The sequence below is a fragment of the Clostridium sp. genome, assembly GCF_036660475.1.
GTDB lineage: Bacteria > Bacillota > Clostridia > Clostridiales > Clostridiaceae > Clostridium_J.
On record NZ_JAVXAO010000005.1, the window covers coordinates 225139 to 240882 of the forward strand.

Genomic DNA, 15744 nt, shown 5'->3' on the forward strand with positions numbered 1-15744 from the left:
ATCCCCACTTTCTATTCAATTCCCCTTTTATAATGACCCTTTGTACTCTTTCCTATATTTATATACTCGTCATTAAAAACATATCCCATTACATTTATAACTTCTTCATAGGTCTCATCTATAAAGTCAATTCTATAGTTTTTTATATTATTCTTCTTAAGTTCTTTCATAAATGGCACTAGATTAACCGGCACTGTATTGTAAATATGACTTCTACAATATTTATCTGTAGTAACTAAGAATTCTTCACTCATCCTATCTTTTAAAACAAATTTATCCTTATGACAGCTAAAGTTACAGTTCGATGTAGCACTCTTTGTTCCAAATGTACTTCCAATAACACAATACTCACTAACCATAAGCTCATACTTACCATAAACAACTATCTGCACCGGCGATGTTGTATTTTTAGAAATTGAGAATAATTCCTTATTGTTTAGCTCTGCACTTAAAGCTGATATATCATTGAATTTACTATAAAATTCATAGCTATCACTATTCAAAATGTTAAGCTTATAATCCCCAATTATCTTAAGTTTATCTTTAAATACATTAACTATCCCTAGGTTACCAGTAACTATTCCTTTAATCTTAGAAATGTTCTTTTCTACGACCTGACACACTAAGTTAAATTCGTTCTTTATTATGTTAGGAACTACTAAATATAGATTTTCATAACTTACATTCTGTAAATCTATATTACATCCCTTTTGAAATAAATCCACCGCTATAGCAGGAGCTACACCATGATTATTACAATTAAAATCTAGAACTGCTTTTAATTGTGTTTCAGTCTTTACACAAACTAAATATTCATCATTAAATCTTTCCTTGCAATCTGAAGCGTCTCTAGTTATTGAATCTTCTTTATTACATACACAGTTCTCTGTAACTTCTAAGACTAAATTACCCTTAGAACTGCAATTGTTTTTTTCATCTTTAGCTAAACTTTTAACTTCTCTTTTATCTCGTGTTTCTATATGGTGCATTACCTTCTCAATAAGTTCACGTCTTCCACTATTTATTGATGATGCTCTTAGGAATCCATCCTCAAACTTATCAAATTCTACTGCATCTAGTTTAAATGCTGTATCACCCAGCTTACCTAGATTTTTGATTATAGATTCTTTATCCATAGGTTTATTTGCTGCCACTTCCACCGTGTCTCCATAAGCCTCAAAACGCTTTCCATCATAATTTGTAGCTAAATAAAATGGTTCTCCTGGCGCAACTCTAACCTGCATAGTTATTGGTAATTTTATACCATAGATATCCTCATAATTCTTTTGAAGCTCTGTCAAAAGCTTGTTATCCGCAGTGACATATACAGACTCTCCTGGCTTATACTTTGTAGGCATTAATTTTACCATATCACCCTTTAATGCCTCTTTAACCTTATCCTTACCCTTTATTATATTGGTAATTGTAAAGCCACTACTATCAGTTCTAACTCCATCTTGAACTCTTATGTCCTTTTGAAGTTTTATAGTTAAATCATTTCCTACCTTTCCAAGGAATACCCCTGTATTCTTAGGACAATTATAAGCCATCATATCTCTTCCTACATTCCCTTTAAGATAGGCCTTTGAAAATCCTTCTCTATTAAATAGCTGATTTAACATTGCCTTCTTTGGAGCTATATCAAAGCTTTTATTTCCATAAACGCTATCTATAGCTTCTTTATATGTGGTTACAACTCCACTCACATATTCAGGCTTCTTCATTCTTCCTTCAATCTTTAAGGAAGAAGTCCCGCTGTCAATAAGTCCTTTAATTTCTTCTATTGTACAGGTATCCTTAGGACTTAGTAGATATCCCTCTTTACTTTCTCCAGTACCCTTGCTTATTATATTATAAGGAAGTCTACATGGTTGCGCACATCTACCACGATTTCCACTTCTTCCACCTATTACGCTACTCATGAGACATTGACCCGAGTAACTTATACATAGAGCTCCGTGTACAAATACCTCTGTCTCTATACCTAAATCCTTAGAAATATATTTTATTTCATCAAGGCCAAGTTCCCTTGAAAGTACAATTCTTTGAAATCCTAAATCCTTTAAGAATTGTGCTCCCTCACCGTTGTGTATAGTCATTTGCGTTGATGCATGGATTTCAAATTCTGGTATGGCTTCCTTCAGCACTTTAAATAAACCCATATCCTGAGTTATCACTGCATCTACTCCAATTTTATACAAAAACTTTCCATATTCTAAAGCTTCATTTAATTCATTTTCCTTTATTAAAGTATTAAAAGCTATATATACCTTAACATTATATAAATGACAATAAGTCACTACTTCTATTAATTCTTCTTCACTTAAATTATTTGCATACGCCCTAGCTGAAAATTTACTTCCACCCATATATATTGCATCTGCACCACCTTGAACCGCAGCGTATATACTTTCCTTGCTTCCACCTGGTGCTAGTAATTCTATTTTATTCATATGTTGTCAACTCCTATTATCTCAAATGAAAACCAGATTAAATTTATCAATTTCACAGGTTTTCAAGGGTTCCAAATATAACCCATTGTTAATTGTTTAAAATCACTTCTTCAAAAGCTTCTCAATCATTATTATACCACAACTAATTAAGTTGCAAACCTACCAATAAGTATAGCTATTAATTACTTTTTAATTTATATCTCCTCAAAAAAAATGAACCGCTAAGGGTTCACTTTTGATTTATATCCATTGTATATTTGTGTTATAACATTATCTAAATTATAATTTTCTCTTACATATTCTTTAAGTTTATTATTCTTTTTCTTTATTATACTTTCTTTAACCGCATTTTTCACGCTATCATAATCATAAGGGTTACAATATATAGCCATATCCTTAAAATATTCTTTAGATGCACCTTCTTCGGTAACTACAATATTACATCCATATGCAGCTGCTGTAAGGGAAGATAAACTAGTAACCTCTGAAAAACTTGCAAGAACATGGGCACTTGAAAATGTATATGCATTATAAAGATCATAGTCATTCATAAACCCAAGATAATGAGTAGTATCATACTTTAAACACTTACTAAGATAAGCATCCTCTACTACAGTTCCAACTAATACTAAATCAATACCAATTTCATTACATACTTTACTTAATGTAAGTTGATTTTTGCACTCACATATCCTCCCTACACATAAAATATAGTTATCTAATTTATGCCTTTCCTTAAAATTATAAAGTGGAACTTCATCATAATTTATGGCTACCCCATTATTAACTATAATTATTTCCCCTTTAGGATTAAAATCTTTCACAATAATATCTTTTTCGTATTTGCTATTACAAAATATCAAGTTGCTCTTTTTCAAGATTTGTTCCCTATAAACCTTGCAACTGTTCCATATATTATAACGCTCAGTATTGTTAGTATAGTTAAAGAATCTACTCATATTAAAGTACATAGGTGAAATAACAATATTGCATTTACTATTGATAGCTAATTTAAAATGTTTATATGCATCAAATATATTCTTTATATCAAAAATATGCACTACATCATAATTTCCATACTCTACCTCTTCATTCGGCTCACATATTGTAACTTCAACATTTATCTCCTTTAGAAATGAATATATCTTAAACATAATTGCAGTATCTCCACCACTACAATTTACATACTCTCCTCTAGCACATAATAAAACTTTCATGGATAATCCCCCTAAGAATTATGGTTTTAACTAATACCTATGCCTCTTAGATTTTAATTATCACAAATATAATAATATTATTTCTTAATCCACCTCATACCTCTTCAAAAAAGCACAAAAGATACCAATATTAAATCATATTGGTATCCTTACATTTTACCTTTTTCACTATTTACTTGTAGATGTTTGTCCATTTTTCATCAACTCAATAGTTTTATGTTCAAGTTCATGGTTAAGTTTTTCTATAGTTCCAACCTTAGCAAGTAATTGATATTTTAAATCTGTTTTTTCTGATAAAAGTTTTTTATTTGACCCATTTTTTTTCTTATTATCATACTCTAACTCTCTTACTAGTTGCTCCATAATATCTAATTGCTCTTTAAGTTCTGAAACTTCAACGTTTAACTCTGCATTTTGATTTTGAATCTCTTTAGTTATCTCTTGATTTTGTTTTTCCACTTCTTTACTTGCAGCATTTTCTTTTAAGGTCTCCATGGATTCTTTTAAGTTATCATTCTCTTTTCTCGAAGCTTCTAAATCTCTTTTTATTCCTTCAAGCTCAGAAATAAGCTCTTTTTGTTCTCTTACAATCATTTTATAATTTTCATTGGCTCTCTCGTAAGCCTCTTTATTTTTAAAAACCTCATCGCCTAAATTTATAGCCGCAAGTATAGTAGCATCTGGACGACTTATTTTAGAATTCTTAGCTAGTAGAATATTTATTTTATTATCCACATATTGTCCAATCATTTGTAAATATTCATCGTTTTCTTCGCCTCTTAGGTTGTACTCCATCCCATTTATCTTAACTGTTATAATGCTCACGTAAACACCCTCTTAAATATAAATTTACACCTATATAAACTTATTTCCATTTTAACACAAATTACATATTTATTAAATAAGGTATTTAATAAATATACCAATTAGTTATCAACATTATACTCCATATACTTTAACTTTAATGAAAAATTTTCATTTTTTTTACAATAAATTAATTTATTATATAATAATTATAAATTTTCATCTGATTTTCTATATGAAAAACACTAAGTATGTAGTAATTTAGCTACATACTTAGTGTTTTCATTCTTTAAAATTCATTAAGGATTTTATCCTTTATTTTAAATCCTAAATCCTAGATTCTAAATTGTGCATTTTGAATTAGAATTTATACACTTATTACCTTCGTAAAACTTGTTAACTTCTTATATTCTACGTTATCTTAGCTCTGCACCTAGCTTATGCTCTAAGCTTCTTAAGATTTTATCATGAACCTTATTAACTTCAACATCAGTTAAAGTCTTATCTACATGTCTATAAATTATAGAGTATGCGATACTTTTTTTACCTTCTGGAATTTGACTTCCTTTGTAAACATCGAAAAGTTTAGCACTTTCTAAAATTCCTCCACCTTGTTTTTTGATAGTGTCTTCTATCTCTTGTACAAGAACGCTATCATCTACAAGTACTGCTATATCTCTTGTTACTGCTGGGAATTTTGGAAGCGCTTTGTATCTTCTATCAAGTTTCGCACAATCCATTAACATATCTAGATTTAATTCTGCAATAAAGCATCTTGTATCTACACCATAGTTATCACTAACATTTGGATGAATCTCACCAAATACTCCAACTATCTTATTTCTAAGCTTTAATCCTGCTGTTTTTCCTGGGTGGAAGCTTTGGTTTTCGCTTTCTCTTATAAATCCTGCATTATCTATACCAAGATCATTTAAAATATTTTCAACTACACCCTTAAGCTCTAAGTAGTCTCCTGCTCCATACATTCCAATAGTTAAAATATTTCTTTCCTCTGGAAGTTTTGTTTCATCCTGATTCTTAATATATACTCTACCTATTTCAAATAGCATAGCACATTCATTACTCTTAACATAGTTTCTAGCTAAAGATTCCATCATTGAAGCAATGGTTGTAGTTCTCATAACCTTAAAGTCTTCTCCAAGTGGATTTCTTATTTCTACTACATCTCTAAGCTCACTATCTACTGGAATTAAAAGTTTATCAAATATTTTATTACTTACAAATGAATAACTAATCGATTGATTGTATCCACTAGCAATTAATGAATCAATTACTTTGTCCTCTAACTTATGCTTTTCAGATTTCCCTGATTTAACAGCTTCACATGTCGGCATCGTAGCTTCAAAGTTATTGTATCCATGTATTCTTGCAACTTCTTCTGCGATGTCCTCTTTAATATTTAAGTCGCTTCTGAATGTTGGACAAGTAACTATTAGATTATCACCATCTAGCTCAGTAAATAAATCTAACCCATCTAGGTATCTCTTCATATCTATTGGAGATATTCTGCTACCTAAGAATTTATTTATCCATTTAAAGTCTACAGTTAAAGCATGTGGCTTTTTAACTTCATTGTAGATGTCTATTTCTCCAGCCATAACTGTTCCTGCACCTAATTCTTCTACAAGGGCACAAACTCTCTTAACCGCTAATTCACATAAGTTTGGATCTAAGTCCTTCTCATACTTTCCTGAAGCTTCAGTTCTTAGATTTAACTTCTTAGAAGTAAGTCTTATATTAAGACCATTAAAGTTTGCACTTTCTAGAACTATCATAGTAGTGTCATCTTTAACTTCAGAATTTAAACCACCCATAACTCCTGCAAGTCCTATAGTTTTATCGCCATCTTTAATGCAAAGCATAGAACTATCTAAAGTTCTTTCTTCTCCATCTAAAGTAGTGAATTTCTCATCATCCTTCGCAGTTTCAACAACTATAGTATTTGATTCTATATCTCTTGCATCAAAAGCATGTAGTGGTTGACCAAGCTCTAACATAACAAAGTTTGTAATATCAACTATGTTATTTATAGGTCTTACGTCAGCCTCTAATAATCTTTCTTGCATCCACTGTGGTGAAGGCTCTATTTTTATATTACTAATTCCTTTAGCCATATATCTTCTGCATAATTGACTCTTAACTTCTACCTTATATGTGTCCGTTAAGTTTGTCTCATCAGTAGTTTTATACTCTAGGTTTGGCATTTTGTAAGGAACCCCTAATGTTGCTGCTGTTTCTCTTGCCATACCTATTATGCTAAAGCAATCAGCTCTGTTTGAGGTTATTTCAAAATCTATTATTGCACTTTCAAGTGGTAAAATAGATTTTATATCTACTCCAACTTCAGTATCTTCTGGCATTATCATAAGACCATGTACTGGTTCATCTCCTGCTATTCCTAGTTCTTCTTCAGAACAGAACATACCATTAGATAGTACTCCTCTTAATTTACCCTTTTTGATTTTAAGTCCACCGTGTAGTGTTGACCCATGAAGTGCAACTGGAACTATGTCCTGCTCCTTCATATTTGTAGCTGCCGTTACTATTTGTATTGGCTCCATAGCATTTATATCTACAGCACACACTACTAACTTTTCAGCATCAGGGTGTCCTTCTATTTTTGTTATTTTTCCTGTTACTACATTTGTAATATCATCACCTGTAAGTATAACTTCTTCAACGTGTGAACCTGATAATGTTAGAGCATCGCCAAGTTCTACAGGGGAAATATTTATATCAACATAATCTTTTAACCATTTAACTGGATACTTCATAATCTTTCCTCCTACTTTCTAAAATTGATTTAAGAATCTCATATCACTTTCGTATAATAATCTTATATCATCTATTCCGTATTTAAGCATTACCATTCTATCAAGACCAAATCCAAAGGCAAAACCACTGTATTTCTCTGGGTCAATTCCACCTCTTCTAAGTACATCTGGATGTACCATACCACAACCTAGTATTTCTATCCAGCCACTACCTTTACAGATTTTACAGCCTTCACCTTTGCATACAAAACAAGTTGCATCTACTTCTGCAGATGGCTCTGTGAATGGGAAATGATGTGGTCTAAATTTAACTTTCATTTCATCTCCAAACATTTTTTGTATAAACATTTCTAAAGTTCCTTTAAGATCTCCAAAAGTAACACCTTCTGCTACTACTAATCCTTCAACTTGATAGAATATTGGAGAGTGTGTCGCATCAACTGCATCTGAACGGAAAACCTTTCCTGGTCCTAACATTTTTATAGGTGGATTTTGATTCTCCATTGTTCTAATTTGGATTCCTGAAGTTTGAGTTCTTAAAACTATATTATCGTTTATATAGAATGTATCTTGCTCTCCTCTTGCTGGGTGATCCTTTGGTATGTTTAAAGCTTCAAAGTTATAATAATCAGTCTCAACCTCTGGACCTTCTTCTATGGAGAATCCCATAGATAAGAATATATTATTGATTTCTTCAAGTGTTAAGTTAATAGGATGTTTTTTTCCTACAACCTGTTTTTTACCAGGCATAGAAATATCTATAACCTCACTATTTAGCTTCTTCAAAGTTTCAGCTTTTTTAATAGCCTCTACCTTACTTTCTAAAGCGGATTCTATTTCCTCTCTAACTTCATTTGCAACCTTACCAACAACCGGTCTTTCTTCTGCTGATAGTTTTCCCATTCCTCTTAAAATTGCAGTAAGCTCTCCTTTTTTCCCTAAATATTTTACTCTTAGGTTTTCAAGTTCAACTTTATCTGTAACTTCATTTAACTGCTCTAAGGCAACTTTTTTTATTTGTTCTAATTGTTCTTTCATAATCTTTCTCCTTTCCAAATTTTCTTTATGTAATCTAATCATTAACTAGATTCTCACCATAATTAACAACTATATTTAATAACTTATTTTCATTCTTCAAAGTGTAATACCTAAAATTATATTTTCTCAATATATTTTTACATTACTTGTTTTACACTATATCTATGCCCTCTAATGCCATATTTAAATCTAATATTGATTTAAATCACTAGTTACGGATTATGTTTTTTTGCAATAAAAAAACCGCCCCAAAAAAGGGACGGAATATCCGCGGTACCACCCTAGTTGAACTTCAAATGAAATTCCTCTTAGTAAATTTATCGACTATTGCCGCTAATTACTACTACTACTTCATAATTAGTACTCAGAAGTGAACTTCGAAATAGTTTTTATAAAAAAAGCTTTCAGTCTATGGCTTTTTATCCCTTATATAAAAATATATATCTACTCTCTCCGTCATCGTATACTTATTTAATTGAAAATTTAAAATTAAGAATTTAAAATTCTAGTTAAAAGCTTTAAATTATAATTAATTTTTAATTTTTAATTTATAATTTATAATTTATAATTATACATATAATACAGAAAAAATTCAAGTATCATTAACTATTCTTTATCAATTTCTGTCTTACACTTTCATAAATCATTATAGATGCTGCTATTCCAACATTTAAGGATTCTGTACTACCTAACATAGGAATCTTTACCTTTGAAGTTGCAAGTTCCATAACTTCATCACTTATTCCATTCCCTTCATTACCCACAGCAATAATAGCATTTTCTACTAGATTAACCTGATAAAAGTTTTTATCTGTTTGTAATGAACTGCATACTAAGTTAAATCCTTTAGCTATTAGCTCTTTTGTAATCCTTAAGTCCTCATCATGAATTATAGAAATGTTAAATATAGAACCCATAGTTGATCTAAGAGTTTTTTCATTATATATATCAACTGTATCCTTAGTCATGATAACTCCACTACAACCAGCACTATGTGCAGTTCTAATTATTGTCCCTAAGTTTCCTGGATCTTGAACTTTATCCACTAAAACATATAATCCATCTTTGCTTACAACCGTGTCATCAACCATGTTAACAACTGCTAATACCCCTTGAGAATTCTCTGTAGATGAAATCCCTTTAAATAAACTATCGCTTAATATAAAGACCTTTTCTTCGTAATCATCTAAATATAAATCAAATTTCTCCCTAAATTTTTCAAGAGAACTTTCTTTAACTAACAATTTATCTATTACAAAGTCTGATTTAAAACCTTCTTCAACAAATCGAAACCCTTCGATAATGAATTTCTTATGTTCAAATCTGTACTTCTTGTCTTTCATTTTTTTTATGTCTTTTAATGTATTATTATCTTTACTAGTTATAAACTGCACTTACATTTCTCCTATCTAACTAAACCCTCTATATTATTTAACTCAGAAGTTCCTCCAATGGCAACTATTATGTCCCCACCTTTAATAATCTCATCCGCGGATGGTGATACATCAATATCGTTATCTCTTTTAATTGCTACTACGTTTATTCCATACCGACCCCTTAGATCTAAATCTTTAAGGGAACTACCTTCCCACTCTTTAGGTGTTACAATTTCTGCAATGCTAAAGTCTGGTGATAATTCTATATAGTCTAAAATGCTTGAAGAACATAAGTTATGGGCTACCCTAATTCCCATATCACGCTCTGGGAATATAACTCTATTTGCACCAATTTTATATAAAACCTTTGCATGTAGTGCATTATTAGCCTTAGTTATTATATGTTTAACATTCATTTCCTTAACTAGTAGTGTCGATAAAATATTAGCTTGGATATCTGCCCCTATACTAATTATAGCCACATCAAAATTACTTATTCCAAGCGCCCTTAAGCTATTTTCATCATTAGCATCTACTTGAACTGCATGAGTAACCTTTTCCGCTATATTCTGAACTGCTTCCTCATCTATATCCACTGCCAAAACATCATTTCCTAGTGCATATAAAGTTTCTGCTACTGACGTACCAAATCTCCCTAATCCTATAACTATAAACTGTTTCTTACTCATAATATATCCCCCTCTATCCAACTAAAATTTTATCTTCTGGATACTTAATTGAATTCCCTTTTTTACTTTTTCTCATAGCGATTGCTAATAATAATGTAAGTGGTCCAACCCTTCCTGCATACATAGTAATAGCAATTATAATTTTTCCTATAGTCGTTAGCTTCTGAGTTAATCCTAGCGTAAGTCCTACTGTTCCAAATGCAGAAGTTGCTTCAAATAAATAATATTCGAAAGGTGACCCTGATGCACTTTCAGTTATTGATAATAGTATTGTTACTGATAAAACTAACCCTAGCGCAATCACTACTACCGCAAAAGCTTTGTAAACAGTTTCTTTATTTATTTTTCTTTTAAATATTTCTGTATCTTCTCTTCCCCTTAAAATTGATATAACAGTCATAAATAACACCCCTGCAGTTGATGTTTTAATCCCGCCTGCTGTAGAGCCCGGAGATCCACCTATAAACATAAGCATTATAGTTAAAAACGTAGATGCTATAGTCATAGTCCCTAAATTTATAGAATTAAATCCTGCGGTCCTTGGAGATATTGATGCAAATAATGAAGCTAATAGCTTATTCTTCATTGACATATCCTTCATTGTGTTTGGATTTGAATATTCAAATATAAAGAACATAATAAATCCAATGACAATTAAAACTACACTCATAGTTATTACTAGCTTCGTTTGAAGTGTTAACCTTTTTGTTTTTCTATAATTATAAACTTCATCCCATACATAAAACCCTAAGCCACCAACAACTATAAGTGAAGATATAGTTATAATAACTAATCCATTATTGCTATAATCCATAAGACTATTATATCCACCCATAAGATCAAATCCGGCATTACAAAATGCTGATATGGCATGAAATATGCTATAATATATCCCCTTCTTAAGGCCAAATTCTGGTATGAATTGTATTGAAAGAAGTAATGCGCCTATCATTTCTATTGAAAATGTAAGCATAATTATGTATCTTGCTAATTTCACTATCCCCTGAAGAGATGTAGAATTGAGGGATTCCCTTATTATTAATCTTTCTTTAAGGGTTATCTTTTTACCTATCATTATAGATATTAACGTGGCAAAGGACATAAATCCCAAGCCTCCGATTTGTATTAAAATAAGAATTACAGTCTTCCCGAAATAGTTCCAATATGTACCTGTATCTACCGTTACTAGTCCTGTTACACAAACAGCTGAGGTAGATGTGAAAATACAGTCAATAAAAGGCGTTTTTATTCCGTCTATAGTTGCACTTGGTAAACTTAAAAGCACTGCTCCTGTAAAAATTATAGTAGCAAATCCTATTGCTATCACTTGAACTGGAGTGAATTTTTTCATCCCAAACATATCTCGCATTCTCAATTGCATTTAAAACACCTCTATTTCATATTATGAGAAAACTTCAATAAGAATAAACCTTCTTATTATTTTCCCCATTTACAGATAAAATATTATATAGTATAAAAATGTAGCCCAAGCTACATTTTTATACTATATATTTATCTGAATAAGGTTAAGCTCTGCTTATATTATAGAAAAACTTAATTTTCTTTTCATAAGCAGAGCTTTATGTTTTAAAATTAACCTTGGATATGTTTTTTTGCAACTTCTACTAATTCAGTAAAAGCTTTTGGATCATTGATAGCTATTTCAGAAAGCATTTTTCTGTTTATATCAATTCCAGCAAGTTTCATTCCATTCATGAATTTTGAATAAGTAAGGTCATTCAGTCTAGCAGCAGCGTTTATTCTAGCTATCCATAGTGTTCTGAAATCTCTTTTCTTTAATTTTCTTCCAACGTAAGCATTTCTTAGTGCTCTTATTACTGACTCGTTAGCAGTCTTGAATAACTTGCTTTTTCCACCGTAGTATCCTTTTGCAAGTTTTAATACTTTTTTATGTTTTTTACGACTGTTCATCGCTCTTTTTACTCTTGCCATTATATTTACCTCCTAGATAACTTTATACTATAAGTATGGTAGTAATTTTTTCATTATTTTTTCTTGAGTAGATGATACATACCCAGTTTTTCTAAGATTTCTCTTAGTTTTTGCACTCTTCTTAGTTAATATATGGCGCTTGAAAGCTTTAGCTCTTTTCAATTTACCTGTTCCTGTTTTCTTGAATCTTTTTGCAGCACCTCTATGTGTTTTCATTTTTGGCATTGTAAAGTCCTCCTCTCGGTTATGCTCTTTTTGGAGCTAATATCATTATCATATTTCTTCCTTCTTGTCTAGCTGGCTTCTCTATAATAAATACATCGCCTAATTTCTCTACAAAAAGGTTTAATATCTTATGTCCTACTTGTGAGTTTTCAATTTCTCTTCCTCTAAATCTCACAGTAATTTTAACCTTATCTTCTTCTAATAAAAATCTTCTAGCGTTATTAGCTTTAATTTCGATATCATGCTCTTCAATTGTTGCACTTAATCTAATTTCTTTTACTGTAACAACTTTCTGCTTTTTCTTAGCTTCTTTTTCTTTCTTTTGTTGCTCATAAACAAATTTACCAAAATCCATTATTTTGCATACCATAGGTTTTGCATTTGGCGACATAACTACTAAATCTAATTCCTTCTTTTGAGCAATCTCTAATGCCTCTTTAGTAGGAATTACACCTAACGCTTCCCCATCCCAATTAATAACTCTGATTTCTTTGTCTCTTATTTCTTCATTCATCATGAAGTCTTTATTTTTACTGATAACATTCACCTCCGGTTTTGATTAACCTTATATAAAATAAAAAGGACAGCAAACGCCGTCCTATTATTACAATCATTGTAATTATCTTTAACCTTACTAGCATTGCTGTAAGGTGAGAAACGGCTGTTTCTTCTTGTTAATAATTTATTTACTTTTCTACTAACAAATCAAATTTTACTACAGGTTCACCTTATTGTCAACAGTGATTTTTATATTTTCTTTTAGTACGGAACATTCATTACATCCTTCACAATATTCAACACGGTTCTCAAATACACTTTGTATTGTATTTAACAGCTCCTTATTTTTAAATCTATTAGCAGAGTGTATAACTATTTTTTTAGGGCACGTTGTTATCAATCCACTAATTACAAGGTCATCTTTACTAACTTCTATTATGCTTTTATTTTCGCAAAGTTCACTGAGTAATGTTCTCATCATATCATTTCCAAACTCATCTTTAAGTATATATTCCCCTAAATCCCTTCCTATAAAAATATCCACTCTATCTAACTTACTCTCCTGAACCTCTACAAAATATTTTAAAAGACTTATAAACTCATTATACTCCTTCTCAACCATATATTTCTCAATAGTTTTTTCTATCATTCCATAAACATCAACCATAAACTCCTTAGCCCTAAAATTTAAAAAGCCTTTCACATTTATTTCATTATTTTCTTCTAAGCATACTATTATCTTTTTTAAAACATTATTTTTTTTGTTCATACAAAATATTGCAGCATCATCTATTGGCATTTCTTCCTTCAAAGCTTTTTCTACCATTTCCTTAACAACACTTATGTCTTTATAATTAAGAAAAGTATAAGTTTCTCCTAAATATTTTGATAACCGTTTAGAAATAAATTCATCTATAACGACTCTATATAAAATATTCGAAATGCAATAGTTAAACCACTTATTATCCTCTTCTGTACATTCATCTTTTTCTGCATATATTTCAATAAACTCATCTTCTCCACCTTGTTCTACCTTAATATTTAAAACTAATCCCTTTTTCTTAAGATAATCAAAAATACCTTGAACTTGATTTACCACGTAATCCCTATGGCTATTATTTATAATAGTCAATAGTAACATTTAATCACCTCTTCTGATGTATGCCATATGTCGCCTTTCAGCTAGTAGTTAATATATATTATATGTTATTATTTTTCTCTATATTCAGGTTTTAAAAGCCAATTTATTCTATAACTTCTATAATATCTGTGGTATATTATTTGATATCACGATAAAAATTAGAATACGAGGTGATATAACAATTGAAATATGCATTTGTTGATTCCAGAATCTCTTCTGATGAAATATTAAATTTAAAAGCTCTAAATTGCGATGTAATTCTTTGCGAGCCTTGTGATGAACTATATGATGCAATATGTGGCCATCCAGATATACTCTTACATTTTATAAATAATGGAAAAGTTATTATCCATAAAAACTCTTCCAATTTTTTCGAAAAAAAACTTCTTGCTCTTGGTATTGAAGTCCTTAGAAGCCAAAGTTTACTAACTCCAAAATACCCATCAGACATAATTTTAAACGCAGTTAATACTACGAATTTTTTTCTTCACAATATAAATCATACAGATAAACGCCTACTTCAAGAAATCGCGCCTAAAAAACTCATCAATGTAAATCAAGGTTATACAAAATGCTCCACTGTAATATTGTCTGAAAAAGCATTTATAACCTCTGATAATTCAATTTATACTACGCTGATCAACTTAGGCTATGATGTACTTTTACTTCCCCCAGGTGATATCTTGTTACCTGGTCTAGACTATGGATTTATAGGCGGTACTTGTGGCATGTTAAACTCTGATACCATAGTTTTTTATGGCAATTTAAATTCCTATTCCCACGGAAACATGGTTAAGGCATTTCTCGAAAAACACAATATAACCCCTATTTATTTAAGCAACTCACCTTTAATTGATCGAGGTAGCATCTTTTTTATAGATCTTTAAACAATTAACCCCATCACTTCTAATTTAATATTAGAAGTGATGGGGTTTGATAATTTAAAATTCGGAATTCAAAATTTAAAATTTAGAATTTAGAATTAAAGGTCTAAAGGTCTAAAGGTCTAAAGGTTTAAAGCTTAAAGTTTAGAATGATTTGCTAAAATCTTTAATTCATTTTTTAATAATTAAACTTATAACTTGATTTATAATGCAAAACTAAAAATAAAATTCAAAAATAAAAAGCAAGTAATAATATATTACTTGCCTTTTATGGAGGCGCCACCCAGATTTGAACTGGGGATAAAGGCTTTGCAGGCCTCTGCCTTACCACTTGGCTATGGCGCCATATTGGAGCGGAAGACGAGATTCGAACTCGCGACGTTCACCTTGGCAAGGTGACGCTCTACCACTGAGCCACTCCCGCTTAATAAATGGTGGCTCGAGCAGGAATCGAACCAGCGACACGAGGATTTTCAGTCCTCTGCTCTACCGACTGAGCTATCGAGCCAAACATAAAGAAATTTTTAAATGGCGACCCAGAAGGGACTCGAACCCTCGACCTCCGGCGTGACAGGCCGGCACTCTAACCAACTGAGCCACTGGGCCACATTAAGACAATGGTGGTCACAACAGGGATCGAACCTGTGACCCTCTGCTTGTAAGGCAGATGC

The 15744-nt window shown here is 31.1% G+C and carries 13 protein-coding genes, 4 tRNA genes and 2 other annotated features; of the genes, 1 reads left to right on the plus strand and 16 read right to left on the minus strand.

Annotated features, from left to right (window positions below):
• Nucleotides 1-11 precede the first annotated feature (11 nt).
• The 12 genes from RSA29_RS09355 to ytxC all read right to left on the minus strand — a co-directional run bounded on the left by RSA29_RS09355 (nt 12) and on the right by ytxC (nt 14189).
• Nucleotides 12-2453, minus strand: coding sequence for a U32 family peptidase (locus RSA29_RS09355; protein ID WP_346943920.1), 2442 nt, complete (start codon nt 2451-2453; stop codon nt 12-14).
• 221 nt (nt 2454-2674) lie between these two features.
• Nucleotides 2675-3670 (minus strand): glycosyltransferase, encoded by a 996-nt coding sequence (locus RSA29_RS09360; RefSeq protein ID WP_346943919.1) that lies wholly within the window; start codon nt 3668-3670, stop codon nt 2675-2677.
• 168 nt (nt 3671-3838) lie between these two features.
• The gene (gene zapA, locus RSA29_RS09365; protein WP_346943918.1) at nt 3839-4495 is read right to left on the minus strand and encodes a cell division protein ZapA; all 657 of its coding nucleotides are present in this window, start codon (nt 4493-4495) and stop codon (nt 3839-3841) included.
• Between the two features lie 395 nt (nt 4496-4890).
• Entirely contained in the window at nt 4891-7269 is a 2379-nt protein-coding gene (gene pheT, locus RSA29_RS09370; protein ID WP_346943917.1) for a phenylalanine--tRNA ligase subunit beta, read from the minus strand.
• Between the two features lie 18 nt (nt 7270-7287).
• Nucleotides 7288-8307 (minus strand): phenylalanine--tRNA ligase subunit alpha, encoded by a 1020-nt coding sequence (pheS, locus tag RSA29_RS09375; protein ID WP_346934173.1) that lies wholly within the window; start codon nt 8305-8307, stop codon nt 7288-7290.
• 252 nt (nt 8308-8559) lie between these two features.
• Nucleotides 8560-8776: a binding site (T-box leader), on the minus strand.
• Nucleotides 8777-8909: 133 nt separating this feature from the next.
• Entirely contained in the window at nt 8910-9701 is a 792-nt protein-coding gene (locus RSA29_RS09380) for an RNA methyltransferase (protein WP_346943916.1), read from the minus strand.
• A gap of 11 nt (nt 9702-9712) precedes the next feature.
• Nucleotides 9713-10372 carry a TrkA family potassium uptake protein gene (locus RSA29_RS09385; RefSeq protein WP_346943915.1) on the minus strand — a complete coding sequence of 220 codons (660 nt, stop codon included), beginning with the start codon at nt 10370-10372 and terminating at the stop codon, nt 9713-9715.
• Nucleotides 10373-10385: 13 nt separating this feature from the next.
• The gene (locus tag RSA29_RS09390) at nt 10386-11753 is read right to left on the minus strand and encodes a TrkH family potassium uptake protein (RefSeq protein ID WP_346943914.1); all 1368 of its coding nucleotides are present in this window, start codon (nt 11751-11753) and stop codon (nt 10386-10388) included.
• 212 nt (nt 11754-11965) lie between these two features.
• Nucleotides 11966-12325, minus strand: coding sequence for a 50S ribosomal protein L20 (gene rplT, locus RSA29_RS09395; RefSeq protein WP_346934177.1), 360 nt, complete (start codon nt 12323-12325; stop codon nt 11966-11968).
• Nucleotides 12326-12352: 27 nt separating this feature from the next.
• Nucleotides 12353-12550, minus strand: coding sequence for a 50S ribosomal protein L35 (gene rpmI, locus RSA29_RS09400; RefSeq protein WP_346934178.1), 198 nt, complete (start codon nt 12548-12550; stop codon nt 12353-12355).
• A 19-nt stretch (nt 12551-12569) separates the two neighbouring features.
• On the minus strand, nt 12570-13097 hold the full coding sequence (gene infC, locus RSA29_RS09405) for a translation initiation factor IF-3 (RefSeq protein WP_346934179.1): 528 nt from the start codon (nt 13095-13097) through the stop codon (nt 12570-12572).
• Between the two features lie 22 nt (nt 13098-13119).
• Nucleotides 13120-13229: a sequence feature (ribosomal protein L20 leader region), on the minus strand.
• 36 nt (nt 13230-13265) lie between these two features.
• Nucleotides 13266-14189 (minus strand): putative sporulation protein YtxC, encoded by a 924-nt coding sequence (gene ytxC / locus RSA29_RS09410; protein ID WP_346943913.1) that lies wholly within the window; start codon nt 14187-14189, stop codon nt 13266-13268.
• Nucleotides 14190-14371: 182 nt separating this feature from the next.
• On the opposite strand from ytxC, the gene RSA29_RS09415 reads away from it, so the two are divergent.
• A complete protein-coding gene (locus RSA29_RS09415) occupies nt 14372-15076 on the plus strand; it encodes a DUF6873 family GME fold protein (RefSeq protein ID WP_346943912.1) in 705 nt (234 codons plus the stop codon).
• Between the two features lie 268 nt (nt 15077-15344).
• Here the strand turns inward: RSA29_RS09415 and RSA29_RS09420 are convergent.
• The 4 genes from RSA29_RS09420 to RSA29_RS09435 all read right to left on the minus strand — a co-directional run bounded on the left by RSA29_RS09420 (nt 15345) and on the right by RSA29_RS09435 (nt 15679).
• A tRNA-Cys gene (locus RSA29_RS09420) sits at nt 15345-15418 on the minus strand.
• A 4-nt stretch (nt 15419-15422) separates the two neighbouring features.
• Nucleotides 15423-15497, minus strand: a tRNA-Gly gene (locus RSA29_RS09425).
• A gap of 8 nt (nt 15498-15505) precedes the next feature.
• A tRNA-Phe gene (locus RSA29_RS09430) sits at nt 15506-15581 on the minus strand.
• A 21-nt stretch (nt 15582-15602) separates the two neighbouring features.
• Nucleotides 15603-15679 (minus strand) — tRNA-Asp (locus tag RSA29_RS09435).
• Nucleotides 15680-15744 lie beyond the last annotated feature (65 nt).